Raw genomic sequence first — 19,995 nt, 5'->3', positions numbered from 1 at the left:
ACCGTTACTCCGAAACCGCCACTTGATTACGCCCACGCGCCTTGGCCCGATAAAGCGCTTTGTCCGCATTGTTCATAAGACTTTGCAGATCATGGTCGTGGATTTCCATTGCCGCGACACCAAGGCTGGCCGAAACGCGATAAACCGGCCCTGTCATCAACCCACCGATGGACTGGATCAGTTGCTCGGCAATTTCGAGGGCGACCTCAATGGACGTGTCCGGCAGCAGGACGGCGAACTCCTCGCCGCCCAGTCGGCCGTAGATGTCCGTTTCGCGAAAACAGGTGCTGATGACCACTCCCATCTGACGCAGCACCTGATCACCGACCTGATGGCCGTAAGTGTCATTGATGTGCTTGAAGTGATCCATATCCAGCATGACCGCGCACAGCGGCAACCGATGGTACTGGCAGTTGTTGAACAACTGCTGCGCGTGTTCAAAAAAAGCCCGGCGGTTTTTCAGCCCCGTGAGCTCATCGGTTTGCGCAGCATGCGTGGCGATGCGGTGCGCCAGTTCCATTTCACGGGTCAGGCGAAACGCAGTCTCCAGGGCTTCGGACAGTTTGCGGGTTGCCCTGGCAACAAATGACGCGAACACCACGACGGCCAGGGCCATACCGACTTGCAAGGTCGAGTGCTGAAACAACAGCCACGTGGTACACGGCAACAACACCAGGCCAATCGACACCAGCGTCATGGACCGATAGGACGAGTAACACGACACCGCGCTGACCGACATGCCAACGGCAAACAGCATGACCAGCGCCTGGGCCAGCGGGTCATCTGCCGGCATGACGGCTAATGCGCCAGCGCCCCAAATACCGGCAGACAACACCAGCGTCACCCAATAGATCCGCTCCCAGCGTTGCGGCGTGCGCTCACTGTCCGGGCTGCGAAAATAGACCACAAACATCAGGATGCGCAGTAACGACGAGGCGCTCAGCAGGCCAATCCAGCCATACATGACGCTGTGATCCATGCGCTCCCAGCACAGCCCGCACAGCATCAGCGCGGCCAGGTAACTGCCGAACACAGCGGACACGGATTGGTTGAACAGCTGTCGCAATCGGTCACCGCGTACTTGGGCCGCGATGAACGTCTCCTGGTCGTACCGAAATCCTGGGCCATCCATGTGAACCGCCTGATCATGATGCTGCGACAAAAAAGCGATTGTGCCATCCGGCTAGCCAAGCAAACAAACGAATCGAACTGATGGGCGTTTGCAATAAACCATTGCGAAGTAATAGCACATGAACACAATCGTTTTGCGGTCGGCGTGCTCAATCTATGGAGCGCTTGGCGTGCCGAAGAGCTCTACGGGTCCATCACTGTCCGATCTTCACATTCATGCTCGGTGTTTTCCATAAACATCTCAATGCACTCAGTTGGAAGGAACCCTGTATGAACATGAATACTTTAGTCGCGGGACTGGCCCTCGCGGCGGCGCTTGCCACTCCGATTTCAGCCATGGCTGAAACCGCCAAACCAACCATTGTGCTGGTTCACGGCGCTTTCGCCGATTCAACCAGTTGGAACGGTGTGATCAAGATTCTGGAAAAGGATGGCTATACGGTGTTAGCGGCGGCGAACCCGCTGCGCAGCCTTAAAGGCGATGCGCAATCAGTGACCGACGTGCTCAAAGGTGTCGGCAGTCCGGTTGTACTGGTTGGGCACTCCTATGGCGGCCCGGTCATCAGCGAAGCCGCTTATGGCCAAGCCAACGTCAAAGCACTGGTGTACGTCGCGGCCTTCGCCCCGGAAAAAGGCGAAAGCGCCTTTGCACTGACCGGTAAATTCCCGGGCAGCACGCTGGGCCCTACCCTGGCAAAACCGGTCGACCTGGCTGACGGTGGCAAGGACTTTTACATCCAGCAAGACAAGTTCCACGACCAGTTCGCCGCTGACGTGCCCAACGCAGACGCGCGCCTGATGGCCGCGACGCAGCGCCCGGTGACTGAAGCGGCACTCAAGGAAGAGGCCACTGATCCGGCCTGGAAGACGATCCCGTCGTGGTGGGTGTATGGCGACAAAGACAAGAACATCCCGCCACAGGCGATGAAATTCATGGCTGAGCGGGCTAACGCCAAACAAACGGTGGTGGTCAAAGGCGCGTCTCACGTAGTGATGGTTTCTCACCCAAAAGCCGTTGCCGACCTGATCGAAACGGCGGCAAAGGCCCACTGACCTACGTTTGAACGCGTCACTGAGCATGAGGCTGACGCTCAGTCTCATCGCTCGTGTTCAACACTTTCCTGGCACTCATCTGAAATGGACACCCGTCAGGCAATCTCCGGGATTACTGCTGCGGCGCAACCATCTTGAACCGGATATTGATGTCGTCGGACACCACGGTATCGGCATATTCACCTTCGCCGATCTTGAAATCGCTGCGTTTGAGCGTTAACTCGCCGTCGAAGATGCCGATGGTGTTCTCGGCTTTCAGCAGGACCGGAACCGCCACGTCACGGGTAACGCCCCTGAGCGTCAGTTTGCCGATGATCGTGTACTTGTTGTCGCCAAGCGCCTTCACATCGGTCGATTCAAAGGTCGCCACTGGATAGGCCGCCGAATCGAACCAGGCGGGCTTTTGCAGTTCCGTGTTGGCGTCACTGCTGCCGGCATCGATGCTGTCGAGCTGGATGGTGAGCGATGCATGGGCCGCTGCGGGGTTGGTCGTGTCGAAATCCAGCTTGGCCTCGAACACGCCAAACGTGCCGTACACCCGCGAGGTGAATTGGTTGTACGTGAAGGAGATCTTGCTCGCGGCTTGATTGACTTGTTTGTATTGCACCGCTTGCGCGCAGGGCAAGCAGCCAACAGTCAGCACGACGGCCAGAACAGCGAGCCGCGGGAATCGAACAGTCATGGGATTCTCCGGTGAGGGCTCCCGTTATGAAGCGAACTGCCCGCACACGTGGGCGGGCGATAGGAGGACTAAAGCAAACAACTCGCGTTTCTTCCACTGGCTGCCGGACTTTCGACCATCTGTCGGCCTTCCCGAGTCAGCGTCCGATATTGCCACCTTGGCGGGTGTTTAATAACCGCTGCACTCACCGCTTCGGGAGAAGGGTCATGAAAGTCGTCGTCATCGGAGGCACCGGACTGATCGGCAGCAAGGTCTGCAAAAACCTGCAGGAACTGGGCCATGAAGCCTTTGCGGCATCACCGAGTACCGGCGTCAATGTCATCAGCGGCGAAGGCCTCAAAGAGGCACTAAAAGGCGCCGACGTGGTGGTCGATGTGGCGAACTCACCTTCTTTCGAAGACCACGCCGCGTTGCACTTCTTTGAAACCGCCGGGCACAACCTGTTTGCGGCGGAGAAGCTCGACGGGGTCAAACACCATGTCGCCCTGTCCGTCGTTGGCACCGAGCGGATGCTCGACAGCGGTTATTTTCGGGCAAAAATGGCCCAGGAAGCACTGATCAAGAAGTCGGGCATCCCTTACACCATCCTGCGGGCTACGCAGTTCTTCGAGTTTATCCACGCCATCGCTCACTCCGGGCGTGAGGAAGGCGACACCCTTCACCTGACGTCCGCCGCGTTGCAACCGGTGGCCTCGGACGATGTCGCGGCGACGCTGACGGATATTGCGCTGAAAGCGCCGGTCAATCAGACCCTCGAAGTGGCCGGACCTGAGAACCGCCCTCTCGTCGAGTTCGCCAGCGATTACCTCACGCACACCCAGGACCCGCGCCAACCCATAGCGGACGACTCGGTTCCCTACTTTGGTGCGCCGATCAACGACCAGTCACTGACACCGGGCGCCAACCCGATCATTGGCGCGACGCGGTTCCAGGACTGGCTCAAGACCCACTAAGAAACCTCAATGAACGTCAGCCTCTTTCTGCCACGCCCGCTGTAACAGCCGGATGACCTCTGCATCCGACGTCTGGGAAAAATCCATGTACCAATGCCCGATCGCCATCAGCCACTCCGGCATGATCGGGCACACCAGTTCATCGACTTCACTGCGCAACGCCTCGACCGTTTCGGGTGGCCCCACCGGCACTGCGACCACAATCCGGGATGGCCCGTGCACCCGCACCGCATGAATCGCCGCCAGCATCGAAGCGCCCGTCGCCAGCCCATCGTCGATCAGAATCACCACCTGATCCTTGAGCTGCACCTTCGCACGTGTTCCCCGGTAAACCTGCTCGCGCCGCAGCAACTCCCGCGTCTCCCGCGCCACCACCGTGTCGAACGCAGCCTTATCAATCGGGTGTGCCCTCAGCGCCTGTTGATTGAGAATCTGGATGCCGCCGCTGGCAATCGCGCCCATCGCGAACTCCTCGTGCGACGGCACGCCAAGCTTGCGCACCAGCATCAGGTCGAGACGAACATCCAGCGCCGTGGCCACTTCGTAAGCCACCGGCACGCCGCCTCGGGGCAAGGCTAGAACGATCACATCCGGGCGGTTGGCGTAAGCAAGCAACGGCGCCACCAGACGCCGCCCCGCCGCCGGCCGGTCCTGCAAAATCATGTGCGATGAGGGACTCATTAGAAAACCTCCTCAGGCGAGCACGCCTGCCGGTTTCATCACGCAGTCCCGAGGAATTGTCGGCCTGACCGTGGCCGACAGCAAGCCGCTGGCTCACACCAAGCGTTCGATCCGCTGATGCCGCCAGACAAACCGGTAATACGCCGTCTGCAACGCCAGCATCCCCAGATACGCCACCGGAAACGCCATCCACACGCCCTGCAAACCGAAGTGCCCATCCAGCACATACGCCACCGGCAACTGCACCAGCACCACGCAGAAAATCGACACCGCCATCGGCACCAACACCGTGCCGCTCGCGCGCATGATGCCGCCGACAATCGCCTGGAAGCCAAACACCAACAAGCTCCAGAGCATGATGTGCAACAGGTGCTCGGCCATCGCCCGCGTCGAGTCATCGGTGAGGAATAGCCCCAACAACCAGTGCGACAACAGATAACCCAGCACCACCAATCCACCGGTCAGGCACACGTTGATCAGCAGCCCCGTGCGCAAAATCGGCCCCATGCGCTCAAGGCGCCCTGCCCCGATTGCCTGAGCCCCGAGGATCGACGCGGTGATCGCAATCGACAGCGCCGGAAATTGCACGTAATTGACGATCTGCGTCACCGCCCCATACGCCGCCGTCGCCTGCGAACCGTGCTGGTTCACCAGCGCCAGAATCACCAGCTCCGACACCGACAACACCACCATCTGCAACCCGGTTGGCAACCCGATGCGCAACACCTTGCCAAGAATCTCCCGGTCCAGCTTCATCGCCGCAAACATCTCCCGATCCGGCGCCAGCGGATGCCCCTTGCGAATCAACCGCCACGCCAGCCACCCCATCGCCGACAAGTTACCCGCTAGCCCGGCATACGCCGCACTCTGAATCCCCATCATCGGCAACCCGAACCAACCCCGAATCAACGCCGGCGTCAGCGCCAAGCCGATACAGGTCGATACCACCAACGCAATCAGCGGCGACACCGTATCGCTGACCCCGCGCAGCAGCTGGGTGAACAGCACGTAGACCAGCAGCGACGGCATGATCCACATCATCACGTGGGCATAGGCCACCGCGTCGTCCAATACGTCGGCGGGTGTGCCCAAACCCTGCAAGGCCGGCCGCGCGAACACACTGCCGAGGGCGGCGGCAGTCAGGCCGATCATTGCGCCCAGCAGCAAGGTCGTACCGGCGATGGTTTTCACCAGATGCGGTTCGCGTGCGCCCCACGCTTGACCGATGAGCACACCCGCCCCCGCGCCGAGGCCGATGACCAGGGCTATGAAGAAGAAAACGATGGGGAACATGCCGGACACGGCGGCCAGGGCCTGGGTGCCGAGCATTTGGCCGATGTAGATGCTGTTGACCGTGCCAGACATGGACTGGAGGAAGTTCGACAGGACCATCGGGGCGAGGAAAAGCAGGTAGGTTTTCCAGAGGGGGATGGGATGGGTGGGGGTTTGCATTGAGGGTCCGTCTCGGGTGTGGGCGCGGTATGGGGATTCTACGCCAGGGCCTTGTTCCGAGACCGCTGCTATTTGGAAAATTTATAGGGTGTGAGAAATGTATGGCGGCAATCCAGCCGATTGCTGACCGTTGCGAAGGGCAGGAATCCACAACCCACAGCGGACATACGCGGGACACTCCGATTAGCTGAACTGACGCTCATACAGAGTGACCTGCTTAGGAAACAGCTCGCCATAGAGAGGATGTGGAATGCCGAAAACATTCACTTCGATGCACGGCGGCGGGAGCTCTCCGGAGTAATCCAGGATGGCCAATCCTGCACATGGAATTACCAGACCCGCTTCGGTCCGAACAGAAAGTTCCAGAACGGTCTGGTCGTGATGGTTCGTGGAGCATTGGTTCTGGATAGCTGCGTACCCATCGGCAGGTTCGAACTGGCCGAAAGCAACGCCCATTGGGGGATCTCCGTAGTCGAGCGCCGAGTAGCCCACCAAAACCAATCCGCTATAAATTGAGAATCGCATCATGGGACTGCCTAGTTTTTTTGTCATGCATTGGACCCAACCACGGTATATCACTCGGCTAGTCCTTTAGCGAGGGTGAAACAGTTAAGCGACGCAACGGCCGATTGCTGCCTACTACGGACGATATAAGGAGTAAACGTAGTGGACCGGTATCCACACCTTTCCTACCCTGGAGGTGGAATTTGGTATTTTGGAAACTGGCTTGGCTAGACGCAACTATGGGGATTATGCACCCACGTCTCTTATCAATTGTCGCCAGACATCCCTTGCTTTCTGCTCCGAAGAAAAAAAATTTGTACTTTGGATACCAGAACTGCCCTCAGTTGCGATGCATCCCACGGGAAGGGTCCTGAAACGTAAAGACATAGTGGATGGCATCTTTTAGAAATTGCTGTTTATCGTGTCGCGGATGATTGGCCCAGTTCGTACTGATAGTAGTCGTAGCCCGTAACAGGCAAAGCCTAATGATCCTCGAGTTCAGATGATGCCCGGCCCTCAATCGGCTAAGCGCGACGTCTTCCTTCACCCATTACATTCCCACTAATAGAATATCTAAAGAAATAAACTTTATTCTGGGCGTATAGGACTAACAAACAAATTTCGCACGCAAATGATTATTTGTCGCGTGTTTATATGGGGCGTACCACTGGGGTTTTTCAGTGCTTATGAGCAGGCGACAAGCCAATTTAAACCAACGTATAGGATTCTGAGCTCTACGTATTACCCCTAAATACCTACGTACAATTGATAGATTTCGGGCGCTCCCGTAATTTATGTCTAACGCAAGTGCAGTTGTAACTGTGCACACTGACTTGCAGCTATTCACTAAACATATATGAAGAGGTGCACTCATGAAATATTTGCTCGTAGGCGCAGCGGTCCTGGCTTTCCTCAATACCGCAATGGCAGCGGGTTCCGGCACGGCCCCTAATACGACGACCACTATAGTTGACAACTACAAATATGGCACCCACTTGGATATTGCCAAAGTGCTGTCCGTTGCAACCCCTGCCATTAGTTGTGGCGTTGTTCCTGGACAAATGATTTACCTGGATTCTACCGGTTCGAAACACGAACTCGACTATCAATTGCTGGGTGGTGGCTGCAACGATTAAGTCGTCAGTAGTGAAGCGTCTAATACACAACCTGAAATAAAATCAATCCCACTAGTGAACTACACAAGAGAGACAACACATGAAAATGTTGAGCACACTCGGAATCGCCGTAAGCCTAATCTCTGCTATGGCTTGTGCCACTCAGGCAATGGCTGGGCCGGTCGCCACCGTTAAAGCCGTTAACGTCGTATTGGTGCACGGTGCTTGGGCTGATGGGTCGAGTTGGTCAGAAGTCATTCCACGGTTGCAGGCCGCCGGTTTGAATGTAGTCTCTGTTCAGAACCCGCTGACCTCTGTTGACGATGACGTCGCCGCTACAAAGCGTGTACTGGATCAGTTGCAAGGGCCGACGGTGCTGGTCGGACATTCATACGCAGGTACGATCGTCAGCGAAGCCGGGGTCGATCCTAAAGTGAGCTCGCTGGTATATGTGGCAGCACGAGCTCCGGACGCCGGTGAAGACTTTGTTGCACTCGCGGCGAAATATCCGACGATGCCTGTGCGTGCCGGTGCCGTTGAACATGAAGGATACGTTTCGTTGACTCAAGACGCTTACCTCAAGTTCTTTGGGGGCGACTTGCCGCGGGACAAGGCCCTGTCGCTGTATGCAACTCAGCAGCCGATTGCCAAGACCCTGTTCAACGGCCGAACGACCGCTGCTGCATGGCACACCAAGCCTTCCTGGTATGCTGTCTCGAAGAATGACCAAACTACATCACCGGACCTTGAGCGCTTCCTCGCCAAGCGAATGAACGCCACGACCATCGAGCTCGACTCCAGTCATCTTTCGCTGGTATCGCACCCTAAAGAAATTACCGATCTGATTCTGGCAGCGGCGGGTCGCAGTCAGTAACACTTCCTAGCAAAAACGCACCAACGGACTGCCTCTAACGACGCAGTCCGTTGTCCGTTTTATAACGAGCGGCTGTCCTAATACTTGGTTGCCAGCGCGCTGATGGAGCGAATCCGAACCACGAACTCGTCCACCGACAGACTGGCGTCTTTGGAGGTATCAAACGTCTTGAACAATGCCGGTTTTTACTAATGTTGGCCTGGCAATGATTGATAGGTAACCAGCAATGCCAGATGCCGCCGATGAAGCATTCTATGATCGTGCAGACGCACCTATAAACTTGTCGAACGAGCAGCTTAGGGAGTTCGGAGACCTTGGCAAGGTAAGCGCGTCGATGATGTTTGGCACCACTCGATTCAACGCTTGGATGAGCGCTCGTTACTTCAAATCAGGCGAAGAAATGGCGCAGGCTCGCGAAGCGCTCGGTGATTGTTTGGCTTCGTCGTCTGAGTAGGTAGCCAGATGTGCCTGACTACTACAGAGCGTTCCGACGCAGCCTTTCACCCCCAAATTTCTTTCAGCACAGAGCGAAACAGTTCGGAAAGTAATGGTTCAACTTCTTTGCGCTCGCTACGGGTCGGCGAGATGCTTTCAAGTCGATGCAGTTCACGCTCAATAAATTGCTGGATGGGGGTAATCTGGGGCGATAGACCCATCTCCGGAGACGCGCGCTTAATCGCAAGTAAATCATCAATGGCTTGTTGGAGCTCAGGCTGTTTTTCGATGACACCGAGTAGCTTGTCAAACTCTATGGGGGCGGGCGTACCAAACTGTTCCAGCCACCGCACCGATAACAAGGGGCGCAGGACGTAAAAATATTTTTTCAGCGGTACCTGGGGGGTCTGCAAATACCCCCTGTAGTTGGTTTTGGCCATGCTGCGATAATGGTAAATGCCACTCTCTACCGAATACACATGCGGCAATAACTCCTTAGCTCGCTCGTGAAAGGATCCTGAGTATTCGTAAATGATGGTCGACTGCACCCACTCCACAAAGCCTGGGTTTGACTTCCAGAATAGCCTAAGCGCTTTTCGTAGATCCCAACCATTGATGTCCATGTCGTCAATGATCGGATACTCGATGACGTCGCGTTGCTCCTCAAGGCCGACCGAGAGATACCACTCAGGTTTATTTACGTAGATAAAGCGTGCGTCGTAGTCACTGTTGGGAGAGGCAAATCCCCAGGCGCGACTGCCAGACTCAACCGCTAAAAGCATTTTCACGTCATGCTCGTCCTCAGCGCGACGTAGGCGGCCTCGAACCTCTTCCTGAACAGCCGTAGAAACCATGTGCTAACTCTAACTAGATGATATTCGATTGCACGCTACTCATCCGAAGGCAGACTGTCCAGTGGGACACTTCTGGCCGAAATCACACGTTCAATGCAAAGACAACGATCCAGCCCTACCCCACCCCGCCATGCAGCAACACCCCATACGATTGCAAAAACTCCACCGTGCCATGAAAGATCAAACCAACCCCCATGGCAGAGACAAAGAACCCGACAATTCGCGTGGCGGCATCGATACCTTGCGGGCCGATCGTCTTGAGGATGACTTGGGCGTAAGCCAGTGACAAATAGGTGGTGAACATCGTGGCGCAGATGGCCAGCGCCACGACGGCGAAAGACAGCACCGCATGACTGGCGTCCTTGATGGTGCTGGTCAGTCCGATCACGGTGGCAATCGCACCGGGGCCAAACATGATGGGCATGGCCAGGGGGATGAAAGACACGTCCTGATCGGTGTCGTGCCCAGTGGGAATCAGGCTGCTGTTGGGCGTGGGGGCGAACAGCTCGAAACCGATCCGCATCAGAATCACCCCACCGACCACTCGGATCATGCTCAATGGCACGTCGAACAGACGCAGCAGCAGGTTGCCGAAGATCAGGAAAAAGAACATCAGCAATAACGCGAAGAAACAGGCTCTGCGGGCTACCCGGCGGAGCTCGGCAGTGTCCTTGCCTTGCAACATGCCAAGGAACACGGGGATCGCCTCCAGTGGGTTGATGATGGCCAGTAACGTGGTAAACATGCCGACAAACAGCGTTACATAGGTGTTCATGGCGCACCTTCAAGGAGAGACCGCGTTACATCACCTTAGCGGATGTTGCGCAATGAGCCCGTTTGGAGCTCAATCTGGCGCTGCGGCACAGGTGACGCTGGCTCAGTAAAGGTCAGCCGTTTACTGACAAAGGATGCGGATCTGGTCCTACACTTATCTCGGAAACCCTCACCTTGCCCGTCGTTCCGATGAAGCTTATAGTCCGCCCCGTCGCCCATAATGGCGATTCAGGTTTGGCGACCTGATCACAGAGAATGCGAGGGCTATCCGCTTTATTGCAGGAGCTCACGCACCCGCAAAGCCGCCTTTAATGGCGGCTGTGCGCGGGAGACCTTCGGGTCTGCCGGTTTTCTCTGTGCCGGTTCGCCAACCTGCGCACAGCTGCCACCCAATCGTTTGGCGACGACTGAGTGACGGCATTGAGCCAATCAAACAGAGATCTTCAAATGAACAGATATATGCCCCTCACCGGAATCGACCTGATCCCGGCCTCCCTGCTCATCGACACCCACGCCCCGCTCGACGTCCTGCAAGCCATGGCTGACTACCGTATTCGCACCGTCACCCAAGTGCTGGAAAACATCGCCTTCCGCGCCGAGCTCGGTTGCGACACGGTGGTGCTGTCGGACTTTTCCAAACTGCTGGCCATTCCTTTGCGCGATGGCTGTGACTTGATGGACGTGATCGGTCGACGTTTGCGCGCACAGGTATCGGAGTAAAAAAACGGGCGCCTGAATGCTAATGCCGATCAGTTAAGACGCTGAATACCGCGATTTTTGTGGGAGTGAGCTTGCTCGCGATGGCGGACTGTCAGGCAATACAAGAGTTGACTGACCCGCCGTCATCGCGAGCAGGCTCGCTCCCACAGGTTTTTCGCTCCCTGACTGATTGGCATTAGGCCGTGATTTTTCAGGACATCAGCCCGCCCGTCAGCGTTGAGGCTTGCTCAATACATATGGATAACCGTATATTCGGATAACCATATGTATCGAGCCGTGTCCATGCTGACCCCTGCCGCCGTCTTCAAATGCCTTTCCGACGAGACCCGCGCGCGGGCCACGTTGCTCATCACCCGCGAGGGAGAGCTGTGCGTTTGCGAACTGGTCTGCGCTCTGGACGACAGTCAACCGAAAATCTCCCGCCATCTGGCGCAGCTCCGTGCGTGTGGGTTGCTGCTCGATCGGCGTCAGGGTCAGTGGGTCTATTACCGGCTCAATCCTGATTTGCCGGGTTGGGTGCGCACCGTTCTTGAGACCACGCTGGCGGCCAACACTGCCTGGCTTGAGCAAAACAGCGCTCGACTCGACGCGATGGGCGACCGCCCTCTCAACACCACTGCCTGCTGCTGATTCTGTTCATCACCCTGGAGCCCCCATGCGCGTCCTGTTTATGTGTACTGCCAATAGTTGCCGCAGCATCCTGTCCGAAGCGATGTTCAATCATCTTGCGCCGGACGGTTTCGAGGCTGTCAGCGCCGGCAGCTTTCCCAAAGGACGGGTGCTGCCGCGCAGCCTGACCACGCTGCAAGAAGCCGGGATTGCCATCGACGGGTTAAGCAGCAAAGGCAACGACGCCTTCGAAGCCAACCCGCCGGATATTGTCATCACCGTCTGTGACAAGGCTGCCGGCGAAGCGTGCCCGGTCTACTTCGGGCCGGCGTTGAAAGCCCATTGGGGACTGGAGGATCCCTCCGAGGTGAAGGGCGATGAGGCGGCCGTCTCCGCTGCCTTTCACTCGACCCTGACGCGCATCGAAACGCGCTGCCGGGCCTTCCTCGCCCTGCCCTTCGCCGAACTCGATCGCGACGCATTGAAGCGCGAACTCGACCGCATCAGCACCCTGTGACCGGAGCCCCCATGAGCCACCCTCTACCTAATCTCGATGCGTCTTTGATTGAGCCCATCGCCAAAAATCACGACGGCCAACACAAACCACGAATCCTGTTGCTGTACGGATCGACCCGTCCGCGGTCGTTCAGTCGGCTGCTGGTCGAAGAAGCCGCCCGTCTGCTCGAACACTTCGGTGCAGAAACGCGAATCTTCAATCCCTCGGGGCTGCCGCTGCCGGACGATGCGCCGAACGATCACCCGAAAATCCAGGAACTGCTTGAGCTGATGCAGTGGTCTGAGGGGCAGGTCTGGTGTTCGCCCGAGCGCCACGGTTCCATGTCAGCCGTGTTCAAGGCTCAGATTGACTGGGTGCCGCTGGCATTGGGAGCCGTTCGCCCGACCCAGGGGAAAACGCTCGCGGTGATGCAGGTCTGCGGTGGCTCCCAATCGTTCAACGTGGTCAACCAGTTGCGCGTGCTGGGGCGCTGGATGCGCATGTTCACGATCCCCAACCAGTCTTCCGTGCCGAAAGCCTTTCTGGAGTTTGATGAGGGGAATCGCATGAAACCCTCCGCGCTGTACGACCGGGTCGTCGATGTCATGGAAGAGTTGGTGAAGTTCACATTGCTGTTGCGGGATCGCCCGGATCTGGTTGACCGTTATTCGGAGCGCAAGGAGTCCGCGCACGAGTTGAGTCAGCGGGTGAATCAACGGTCGATTTGATCGCTGGGTGCCACTGGTCGACGCCCTATTGATCCGTAGACTCAATCTATATAGTTTTGAGTCTACGGATCAATAGAGGTTTGACACATGGCAGTCCCCCTTCAGGAACCAGCATTCACCAAGAGCCAATGCGTCACGGGCTTGCGGGCAGCCGTGGGCATTCTCGAAAAATGGTCTGCTTCCAGCGAGCAGGCCTGTCGCATCCTGCGCATTTCCCGCAGCACCTACACCCGCGCCCGGCAGCAGGACCCCGAATGGGCGGTGGCGCTGGACGCGGACCAGATGCAGCGCATCAGTTTTGTCCTCAACATCCACGCGACGTTGCGCCTGGTTTTCGACAATCCGGAAAACGTCTACGGGTTTGTCTCGATGGCCAACGACAACGAGTTTTTCAACGGGCGAACCCCGCTCGAGATCATGGCCCAGGGCGATATGATTTCGCTGTATGAAACCTTTCGGCGCATCGATGTGCTGCGGGGCGCGCAATGGTAAGGGTGAGTGAACTGGCGGAGTGTGCCGGTGAGCGGTTGAAAGCCTACCGACTGGTCAATTCGAAGTACCCGCCCATCGCGCTGTTTGATGACGTGGCGGACGCGGACGAATTTGATGTGCTGTATCAGATACAGGCACTGACCAATCCCCGGTTGCACAACGAAGTCGGTCGTCTTGAGTTGATTGCGCGGGATCAGATTCCGTTCGGCATTCCGGGCTGCTCTTATGCAATCGCGCCGTTTACCCACGTTAACCCGGCGGGTTCGCGGTTCAGCGATGGCAGCTTTGGGGTGTTGTACCTAGCGGACACCATGGAAACGGCGCTGGCTGAAGTGCGGCATCACCAGAGTCTGTATTGGTCGAATGTCCGTAGCTTGAACTATGAGCGCTTTGTTTTTCGCGGGCTTTCCTGTTCCTTTGATGACGTGGCGATGAAAGATGCGATGTCCATTGCGCTGACTGACCCGGTCTACGCGCCCGACGACTACACGCATTCCCGTCAACTGGGCAGCTTGATCAAAAAAGCGCGATGCCCCGGTATTCGTTACCACTCGGTGCGCATGCCAGGCAGTTATTGCTGGGCTTTGATGACACCGCGACCGGTTGCATCGATTGTTCAGACGGCTCATTACGAGATGGTCTGGAACGGGCAGATCACCAGTGTCAGCAAGATCAGTGAAGCGTGAATGCGTCTAAAACGGGGGCCAGAGGCATCCATTGCTGGCATCGATAGTCACCATTGACCCAATGAAGTTCTCATAAAAAATCCTCGGCGTAACATCCGCTCCATACCAACCAATAAACACCCCGGAGCACACCATCATGAAACGCCAAACCCTTCTCGCTATCGCTTTCTCGGTTTTCGCAGTTAATGCTTTTGCCGCTACTTCGGTTCAACCTGTGGTCGCTGAAGGCGGCTCGGATCGTCTGATTGAAAGCCGTGTGGCTGAAGGTGGTTCGGATCGTTTGATCGAGAATCGCGTTGCCGCTGATGGTTCTGACCATCTGATGGAAAACCGCGTTGCCGCAGATGGTTCGGATCATCTGATCGAAAACCGCGTAGCCGCTGATGGTTCTGACCATCTGATGGAAAACCGCGTAGCCGCTGACGGCTCCGATCACCTGATGCAGAACCGCGTTGCCGAAGGGGGTTCCGACCGTTTGATCGAAAGCCGCGCTGCATAAATGCAGGGCTTTACCGCGGTACTCAATGAAAAGCCCGGCCTTATCAGCCGGGCTTTTTCGTGAGCTGTTTTTAGTGCACTCGCCACGCGGGGTTGTACATCTATCGCTGACAACCATTAGGTAAACTCGGGCTGGTAACATCGTTGACGCCGATAGACACCAGCGCCATTGGCGGCTGACGAGTGGGTCGCTCGACAACATCGATTGATTGGCCTGCTGCGCGAGAAGTACGCGGTCAAGCAGATCGTGCTGTCCCCGCTGCCCCCCATGCACCTGTTTCCCGCGCTGCCGCAACCGCTGCGTTGGTACCTGGGGCTCATGGCCAGCGCGTTCAACACGCGCCTTGCCGAACTGGCGGAACGTATTGATCACTGCACACTGCTGACGACCCGGTTGGCCCCGGTGAACGGTTCGATGGCACGGGATGGCTTCCATCCGGGTCCTGCGATATACAGTCAGTGGGCGGAGGATGCGGCGGCGGTCAGCACTTTCGCAAAAACACGCCCCTCGACATCGCACAACCCACAATAAAAATACAGGAGTAGAAAATGTCTGAACTGAACCTGCACCCCAACGCCGCGGCGTCCTTGAAGCAATGGCACGAGATGATTCGCACGGCGGACTTGAGCGCCCTGCCCGGTTTGCTGGACCCGCAAGCCGTGTTCCGCTCACCAATGGCCCACACGCCTTATCCGGGTGCGGCCGTGGTTTCGATGATTCTCAACACCGTTGTCAATGTGTTCGAGGACTTCGCCTACCACCGCGAGCTGGCGACCGCAGACGGCTTGAACGTGGTCCTGGAGTTCAGCGCCCATGTCGGCGGGAAACAGTTGAAAGGCATCGACATGATCCGCTTCAACGAAGCCGGGAAAATCGTCGAGTTTGAGGTGATGGTCCGTCCGTTGAGCGGCTTGCAAGCCTTGGGCGAGCAAATGGGCCAGCGCCTTGGGGCTTATCTGGCGGCCAGTAAAGCCTGATTCTAAACGCCTGAAACTCACGTTCCGCGCGGTGATATCACCGCGCGCGATGATCCATTGCCGACATCGATAGTCACCATCAACTCAATGAAGTTCTCATAAAAAATCCCTGGCGTAACATCAGCTCCATACCAACCAATAAACACCCCGGAGCACACCATCATGAAACGCCAAACCCTCCTCGCTATCGCTTTCTCGGTTTTTGCAGTTAACGCTTTTGCCGCAACTTCTGCTCAACCTGTAGTCGCTGAAGGCGGCTCGGATCGCCTGATTGAAAGCCGTGTGGCTGAAGGTGGTTCTGATCGTTTGATCGAGAATCGTGTGGCCGCTGATGGTTCTGACCGTCTGATCGAGAACCGCGTCGCCGAAGGTGGCTCTGACCGTCTGAACGAAAAACGCGTCGCTGAAGGTGGCTCGGACCGTCTGATCGAAAGCCGCGCTGCATGAATGAATAGTCTTCACGCAACACTCAACAAAAAGCCCGGCCCTAACCGCCGGGTTTTTTCATGCGCAAAATAAATCAGCCCCCACTTAAAGCCCCTGCCGCACCTGTGGTACATAAGACCTGATTGTGAATTCTGCGCTCAATGAGGTTTGCCCATGCTCCATTCGCCACGTCTGCCACAACTGCTGACCTGCGCCCTGTTCGGCTTATTCGCGTGCGGCGCCCAGGCCGGTACGCCCTCCCCGGCACCCGCCAGCTTGTTGCCGTTGCTGGTGACGATCAACGAGCGCTTGAACATTGCTGACCTGGTGGCGTTGACCAAATGGGACAGTGGCAAACCGATCCAGGATACGACCCGGGAAACTCAGGTCATCGATAACGCCAGGAAGATGGCCACGAGCCGGAAACTGGATCCGGACGAAGTTGCCGATCTGACGGCAGCACAAATCGAAGCCAACAAGCTGGTGCAGTACGGCCTGCTGGCTCAATGGCGCGCAGCGTCCAAAGCACCGGACACGCCACGGCCAGACCTCGTCAATCAAATCCGGCCACAGTTGGATGAGCTGCAAAACCGCCTGCTGCAGCAATACGCCGACTTCGCGCCCTATCGCAATGATCCCAACTGCCAGGACTGGCTAGGGACCGAGCGAGCCAGCCTGATCAAGGATCAACTGCACGGCCAGGCCCTGATCCGCGCTACCGGGGAGCTGTGTGTCGTGGCGCAATGACTGGTTGTCAACCATTGACGGAGTCAATAGTCACCATCAATTCAATGAAGTTCTCTTAAAAAATCCGAGGCGTAACATCAGCTCCATACCAACCAATAAACACCCCGGAGCACACCACCATGAAACGCCAAACCCTCCTCGCTATCGCTTTCTCGGTCTTTGCAGTTAACGCTTTTGCCGCAACCTCTGCTCAACCTGTGGTCGCTGAAGGCGGCTCGGATCGTCTGATTGAAAGCCGTGTAGCTGAAGGTGGTTCGGATCGTTTGATCGAAAACCGTGTAGCCGCTGATGGTTCTGACCGTCTGATCGAAAACCGTGTAGCCGCTGATGGTTCTGACCATCTGATGGAAAACCGCGTAGCCGCTGATGGCTCTGACCATCTGATGGAAAACCGCGTAGCCGCTGATGGTTCCGACCATCTGATGCAGAACCGCGTTGCCGAAGGTGGTTCCGACCGTCTGATCGAAAGCCGCGCTGCATAAATGCAGGGCTTTACCGCAGTACTCAATGAAAAGCCCGGCCTTATCAGCCGGGCTTTTTTGCGCACGCCATTCAAAGCGACTTAAGCATTCAACCCGATCCAGCCATGAATGCCGACGTACAAGCCCACAGCGATAATCAACACCCCGGACAAATAAGGTGCCCGACGCGCCACCGCCCCCAGCCACGGCCAGCGGTTGCTGGCTTGCCGCGCACCGATGGCTGCGGCCGCACCGACTGACACCAGCGTAATCGCCAAACCGATACTGAAACACAGGACGAGCATGCCGCCCAGGGCGATTTCCTTGACCTGAAGGCACAGCAGCAAAACAGTGATCGCCGCCGGACAAGGAATCAACCCTCCCGTCAAACCGAACACGATGATCTGGCCGGTGGTCACGTCACGGTTGGTGAAACGCTTGCGGATGTCATTGGCGTGGGCACGCTCATGCGCATCCTGATAACCGTCAATCGACAACTCCAGGCCCTGCAGTTCCGCGTGCGAATGCCCGTGGTCATGCTCCGAGTATTCCAGGTCGTAGTCATGCGAGTGCCCGGCATGCCCAAGACTCAGGCGAGCGCTGAATTCGTGGGGTTCGGGAATGTCGGCCGTCGACTGCAGAAAACCTTCCTGCTCGATAAACGTGAACGCCTGGGTGCTGCCATCCGGACGCGTAGTCACCACGCGGACATCCGCAGCCCCCCAGGCATGCCCGCTCAACGCTTTGAGGCGCCAGTGCGGCGGCATACCGGTTTCGAAAATCGACAGTTCGATGCGGCCATGACCGGTATCGATTCGCTGGGTTTCGTCGTGGTGAGCGTGGTCATGTTCGCCGTGGTGGTGGTCTTCACCTTGCTCGAGCTTGAACATCTGTTCGCCACGCCAGGTGCGCCACAGCATCCAGAGCGCAATCAAGATAATCATCGCAGCGGAGGCAAGCTGGAAATACGGCTCTGTGGTTTGCGCATCCATTCCCTTGCCCAGGTACATGCCACCGATTGCGACCAGCCACACCACCGCCGTGTGCGACAGCGTTGCGGCCAGGCCCAGCAACACCGCTTGTTTGACCGAGCCACGAATGGCCACGATGAACGCCGCCATCATGGTTTTCGAATGTCCGGGCTCAAGCCCGTGCAAGGCACCCAGCAATATCGCGCTAGGGAAATAGAGCCACGCGTGGGCGCCGCCCTGTTGCAGCAGTTCTGCGAAATTTGGCATGACAGGACCTATTTGGAATAACGACGGATGGCTTCGAGCAGTTCTTCGACACCCTTGGCCCGCTCCTCATCGCTCAACTCCGGGTTGGCAACGTGAGCGTGGACGTGAGCCTCGATGATTTCATCCATCAAACCGTTGATTGCGCCGCGAGTGGCCGCGACGAGATGCAGGGTTTTGCCGCATTCAGCCTCTGATTCCAGTGCGCGTTCTATCGCCTGAACCTGCCCGGCGATGCGTCTTACCCGTTTTAATAGATCGTCTTTTTGCTCATGAGTGTGCGACATACCATCCCCCCCCTACCTATGCAGGCGCGCATGATCACCTGCCATGGGGAGATGCGCAATCCCCAGGTGCAGGTCGTCATGTCAGGTAGAAAGAATGGTCGTTAGTCGTAGAACGGCTCAACCGACACTCGACTGCCGACAAAAAAACTATCGGCCACCAATCGCAGCGGCTGGAGGTCGAGGTCACTGGCGTTATCGCCAATCAGCTGTTGGAAATGTCGATACACCGCCGCGTATTCACCCTCCTCCGATACAGCCTGGCGCACGCCGTCAATGCTCAACAGGGCGCCGCCGTTGTCCAGACGCAGGATGCCTTCGGCGCAGCGAATCTCGATGCTCCAGAGTTCGTCGTGACCGTGGTCGAAATCGAATTCCGCGCGGACATCGAGGTGGCGTGCATCAGACATTTTGATCGACGCGGCAATCGGCGATTGGCAGTTATCGGGGACGCGCAGTTCGGCAGACTCGACAAACAGCGGCAGCGCCAGCAGATGGGTGACGATCGACAAGGCATTGATGCCGGGATCGAACACGCCCAGGCCACCGGGCTGCCAGATCCAGGCCTGGCCGGGGTGCCACTTGCGCACGTCTTCCTTCCAGTCGATCTGAACGCTTTGCAAGGTGCGGGTGGCCAGCCAGTCACGAGCGGCCTCGATGCCAGGCGCGTAGCGTGAGTGCCAAGCGAACAAACCGCTGACACCTTGCTCTGCGGCCTGACTGACCAACGCCATGGCTTCACCCAACGTGGCGCACGGCGGTTTTTCGACCAGCACATGTTTGCCGGCGGCCAGCGCTTGTTGCACCAGTGCGAATCGACCTTGCGGCGGTGTGCAAAACGCAATCGCATCGACGTGCGGGCCCTTGTCGAGCAGCTCGCTCAAGGACTGAAAATTCTCCACCCCGGCGCACGGCTGCCCTTGGGTGGCGACAGACATCAACTGGAACGCGGGGTTGGCGTTGATAGCGGGGACGTGTTGATCCTGGGCAATCTTGCCGTAGCCCACCAGGCCGAGACGAATCGGTTGCATCAATGACTCCTGTTTTTTTTGTCTTGTCATGGAACGCGAACCGGCAAGATTACGTTTGTCTAGCGTGGAAGTCATTGATGACATGCTGATGCCCAC

Annotated in this window: 25 protein-coding genes and 2 pseudogenes; 17 read left to right on the top strand and 10 right to left on the bottom strand. The window is 57.2% G+C overall.

The window, feature by feature from the left end; genetic code table 11:
- Positions 1-4 precede the first annotated feature (4 nt).
- Positions 5-1,132 carry a GGDEF domain-containing protein gene (locus tag AC07N8_RS17560; protein WP_493145065.1) on the bottom strand — a complete coding sequence of 376 codons (1,128 nt, stop codon included), beginning with the start codon at positions 1,130-1,132 and terminating at the stop codon, positions 5-7.
- A gap of 275 nt (positions 1,133-1,407) precedes the next feature.
- On the opposite strand from AC07N8_RS17560, the gene AC07N8_RS17555 reads away from it, so the two are divergent.
- A complete protein-coding gene (locus AC07N8_RS17555; RefSeq protein ID WP_483843859.1) occupies positions 1,408-2,184 on the top strand; it encodes an alpha/beta fold hydrolase in 777 nt (258 codons plus the stop codon).
- Positions 2,185-2,296: 112 nt separating this feature from the next.
- Here the strand turns inward: AC07N8_RS17555 and AC07N8_RS17550 are convergent, their stop codons facing one another.
- Positions 2,297-2,866 carry a YceI family protein gene (locus AC07N8_RS17550; RefSeq protein ID WP_483843860.1) on the bottom strand — a complete coding sequence of 190 codons (570 nt, stop codon included), beginning with the start codon at positions 2,864-2,866 and terminating at the stop codon, positions 2,297-2,299.
- 206 nt (positions 2,867-3,072) lie between these two features.
- Here AC07N8_RS17550 and AC07N8_RS17545 point away from each other — a divergent pair, with 206 nt between their 5' ends.
- Positions 3,073-3,819 (top strand): SDR family oxidoreductase, encoded by a 747-nt coding sequence (locus AC07N8_RS17545; RefSeq protein WP_483843861.1) that lies wholly within the window; start codon positions 3,073-3,075, stop codon positions 3,817-3,819.
- A 6-nt stretch (positions 3,820-3,825) separates the two neighbouring features.
- Here AC07N8_RS17545 and AC07N8_RS17540 read toward each other — a convergent pair whose 3' ends face one another.
- From AC07N8_RS17540 to AC07N8_RS17530, 3 genes are all read right to left on the bottom strand, one after another.
- Entirely contained in the window at positions 3,826-4,500 is a 675-nt protein-coding gene (locus tag AC07N8_RS17540; protein WP_493145063.1) for a phosphoribosyltransferase, read from the bottom strand.
- Positions 4,501-4,593: 93 nt separating this feature from the next.
- The gene (locus tag AC07N8_RS17535; RefSeq protein WP_483843863.1) at positions 4,594-5,952 is read right to left on the bottom strand and encodes an MATE family efflux transporter; all 1,359 of its coding nucleotides are present in this window, start codon (positions 5,950-5,952) and stop codon (positions 4,594-4,596) included.
- A gap of 183 nt (positions 5,953-6,135) precedes the next feature.
- The gene (locus AC07N8_RS17530; protein ID WP_493145060.1) at positions 6,136-6,408 is read right to left on the bottom strand and encodes a hypothetical protein; all 273 of its coding nucleotides are present in this window, start codon (positions 6,406-6,408) and stop codon (positions 6,136-6,138) included.
- Between the two features lie 920 nt (positions 6,409-7,328).
- On the opposite strand from AC07N8_RS17530, the gene AC07N8_RS17525 reads away from it, so the two are divergent.
- The 3 genes and pseudogenes from AC07N8_RS17525 to AC07N8_RS17515 all read left to right on the top strand — a co-directional run.
- Positions 7,329-7,592, top strand: a complete 264-nt coding sequence (locus AC07N8_RS17525) for a DUF2790 domain-containing protein (protein ID WP_493145058.1) — start codon at positions 7,329-7,331, stop codon at positions 7,590-7,592.
- A gap of 85 nt (positions 7,593-7,677) precedes the next feature.
- Positions 7,678-8,445, top strand: a complete 768-nt coding sequence (locus AC07N8_RS17520; RefSeq protein ID WP_493145115.1) for an alpha/beta fold hydrolase — start codon at positions 7,678-7,680, stop codon at positions 8,443-8,445.
- Positions 8,446-8,671: 226 nt separating this feature from the next.
- Positions 8,672-8,869 (top strand): annotated as a pseudogene (locus AC07N8_RS17515) (DUF3144 domain-containing protein); the annotation flags it as partial.
- Positions 8,870-8,945: 76 nt separating this feature from the next.
- Here the strand turns inward: AC07N8_RS17515 and AC07N8_RS17510 are convergent.
- A complete protein-coding gene (locus tag AC07N8_RS17510; protein ID WP_493145056.1) occupies positions 8,946-9,734 on the bottom strand; it encodes a nucleotidyltransferase domain-containing protein in 789 nt (262 codons plus the stop codon).
- A 115-nt stretch (positions 9,735-9,849) separates the two neighbouring features.
- A complete protein-coding gene (locus AC07N8_RS17505; RefSeq protein WP_483843866.1) occupies positions 9,850-10,509 on the bottom strand; it encodes a MarC family protein in 660 nt (219 codons plus the stop codon).
- Between the two features lie 446 nt (positions 10,510-10,955).
- Here AC07N8_RS17505 and AC07N8_RS17500 point away from each other — a divergent pair, with 446 nt between their 5' ends.
- The 12 genes and pseudogenes from AC07N8_RS17500 (at position 10,956) to AC07N8_RS17445 (ending at position 17,370) form a co-directional block, all read left to right on the top strand.
- Positions 10,956-11,228 carry a hypothetical protein gene (locus AC07N8_RS17500; RefSeq protein WP_483843867.1) on the top strand — a complete coding sequence of 91 codons (273 nt, stop codon included), beginning with the start codon at positions 10,956-10,958 and terminating at the stop codon, positions 11,226-11,228.
- 282 nt (positions 11,229-11,510) lie between these two features.
- Entirely contained in the window at positions 11,511-11,858 is a 348-nt protein-coding gene (locus tag AC07N8_RS17495; RefSeq protein ID WP_483843868.1) for a metalloregulator ArsR/SmtB family transcription factor, read from the top strand.
- 25 nt (positions 11,859-11,883) lie between these two features.
- Positions 11,884-12,354 (top strand): arsenate reductase ArsC, encoded by a 471-nt coding sequence (locus tag AC07N8_RS17490; protein WP_493145054.1) that lies wholly within the window; start codon positions 11,884-11,886, stop codon positions 12,352-12,354.
- A gap of 11 nt (positions 12,355-12,365) precedes the next feature.
- Positions 12,366-13,061 carry an arsenical resistance protein ArsH gene (gene arsH / locus AC07N8_RS17485; protein ID WP_493145051.1) on the top strand — a complete coding sequence of 232 codons (696 nt, stop codon included), beginning with the start codon at positions 12,366-12,368 and terminating at the stop codon, positions 13,059-13,061.
- Between the two features lie 87 nt (positions 13,062-13,148).
- Positions 13,149-13,553, top strand: coding sequence for an antitoxin Xre-like helix-turn-helix domain-containing protein (locus AC07N8_RS17480; RefSeq protein WP_027924615.1), 405 nt, complete (start codon positions 13,149-13,151; stop codon positions 13,551-13,553).
- Positions 13,547-14,239 (top strand): RES family NAD+ phosphorylase, encoded by a 693-nt coding sequence (locus tag AC07N8_RS17475; RefSeq protein WP_493145048.1) that lies wholly within the window; start codon positions 13,547-13,549, stop codon positions 14,237-14,239. The genes AC07N8_RS17480 and AC07N8_RS17475 overlap by 7 nt, the downstream gene beginning before the upstream one ends.
- A 136-nt stretch (positions 14,240-14,375) precedes the next feature.
- Positions 14,376-14,738 (top strand): hypothetical protein, encoded by a 363-nt coding sequence (locus AC07N8_RS17470; RefSeq protein ID WP_493145047.1) that lies wholly within the window; start codon positions 14,376-14,378, stop codon positions 14,736-14,738.
- A gap of 204 nt (positions 14,739-14,942) precedes the next feature.
- A complete protein-coding gene (locus tag AC07N8_RS17465; RefSeq protein WP_493145045.1) occupies positions 14,943-15,269 on the top strand; it encodes an SGNH/GDSL hydrolase family protein in 327 nt (108 codons plus the stop codon).
- Positions 15,270-15,286: 17 nt separating this feature from the next.
- Positions 15,287-15,715, top strand: coding sequence for a nuclear transport factor 2 family protein (locus tag AC07N8_RS17460; protein WP_483843874.1), 429 nt, complete (start codon positions 15,287-15,289; stop codon positions 15,713-15,715).
- A 162-nt stretch (positions 15,716-15,877) separates the two neighbouring features.
- A pseudogene (locus AC07N8_RS17455) lies at positions 15,878-16,159 on the top strand (phage infection protein); the annotation flags it as partial.
- A 156-nt stretch (positions 16,160-16,315) separates the two neighbouring features.
- Positions 16,316-16,888, top strand: a complete 573-nt coding sequence (locus AC07N8_RS17450) for a chorismate mutase (protein WP_493145043.1) — start codon at positions 16,316-16,318, stop codon at positions 16,886-16,888.
- A 119-nt stretch (positions 16,889-17,007) separates the two neighbouring features.
- On the top strand, positions 17,008-17,370 hold the full coding sequence (locus tag AC07N8_RS17445) for a hypothetical protein (protein ID WP_493145041.1): 363 nt from the start codon (positions 17,008-17,010) through the stop codon (positions 17,368-17,370).
- Positions 17,371-17,450: 80 nt separating this feature from the next.
- On the opposite strand, the gene AC07N8_RS17440 is transcribed toward AC07N8_RS17445, so the two are convergent.
- The 3 genes from AC07N8_RS17440 to AC07N8_RS17430 form a co-directional block, all read right to left on the bottom strand.
- Entirely contained in the window at positions 17,451-18,587 is a 1,137-nt protein-coding gene (locus AC07N8_RS17440; RefSeq protein ID WP_493145039.1) for a nickel/cobalt efflux protein RcnA, read from the bottom strand.
- An 8-nt stretch (positions 18,588-18,595) separates the two neighbouring features.
- On the bottom strand, positions 18,596-18,871 hold the full coding sequence (locus AC07N8_RS17435; protein ID WP_493145037.1) for a metal/formaldehyde-sensitive transcriptional repressor: 276 nt from the start codon (positions 18,869-18,871) through the stop codon (positions 18,596-18,598).
- Between the two features lie 101 nt (positions 18,872-18,972).
- Entirely contained in the window at positions 18,973-19,899 is a 927-nt protein-coding gene (locus AC07N8_RS17430) for a Gfo/Idh/MocA family protein (RefSeq protein ID WP_493145035.1), read from the bottom strand.
- Positions 19,900-19,995 lie beyond the last annotated feature (96 nt).

The organism is Pseudomonas sp. GW821-FHT10C09, assembly GCF_059415465.1.
The sequence above is the reverse complement of the archived record's forward strand: the minus strand, read 5'-3'. Positions and strand labels throughout refer to the sequence as shown.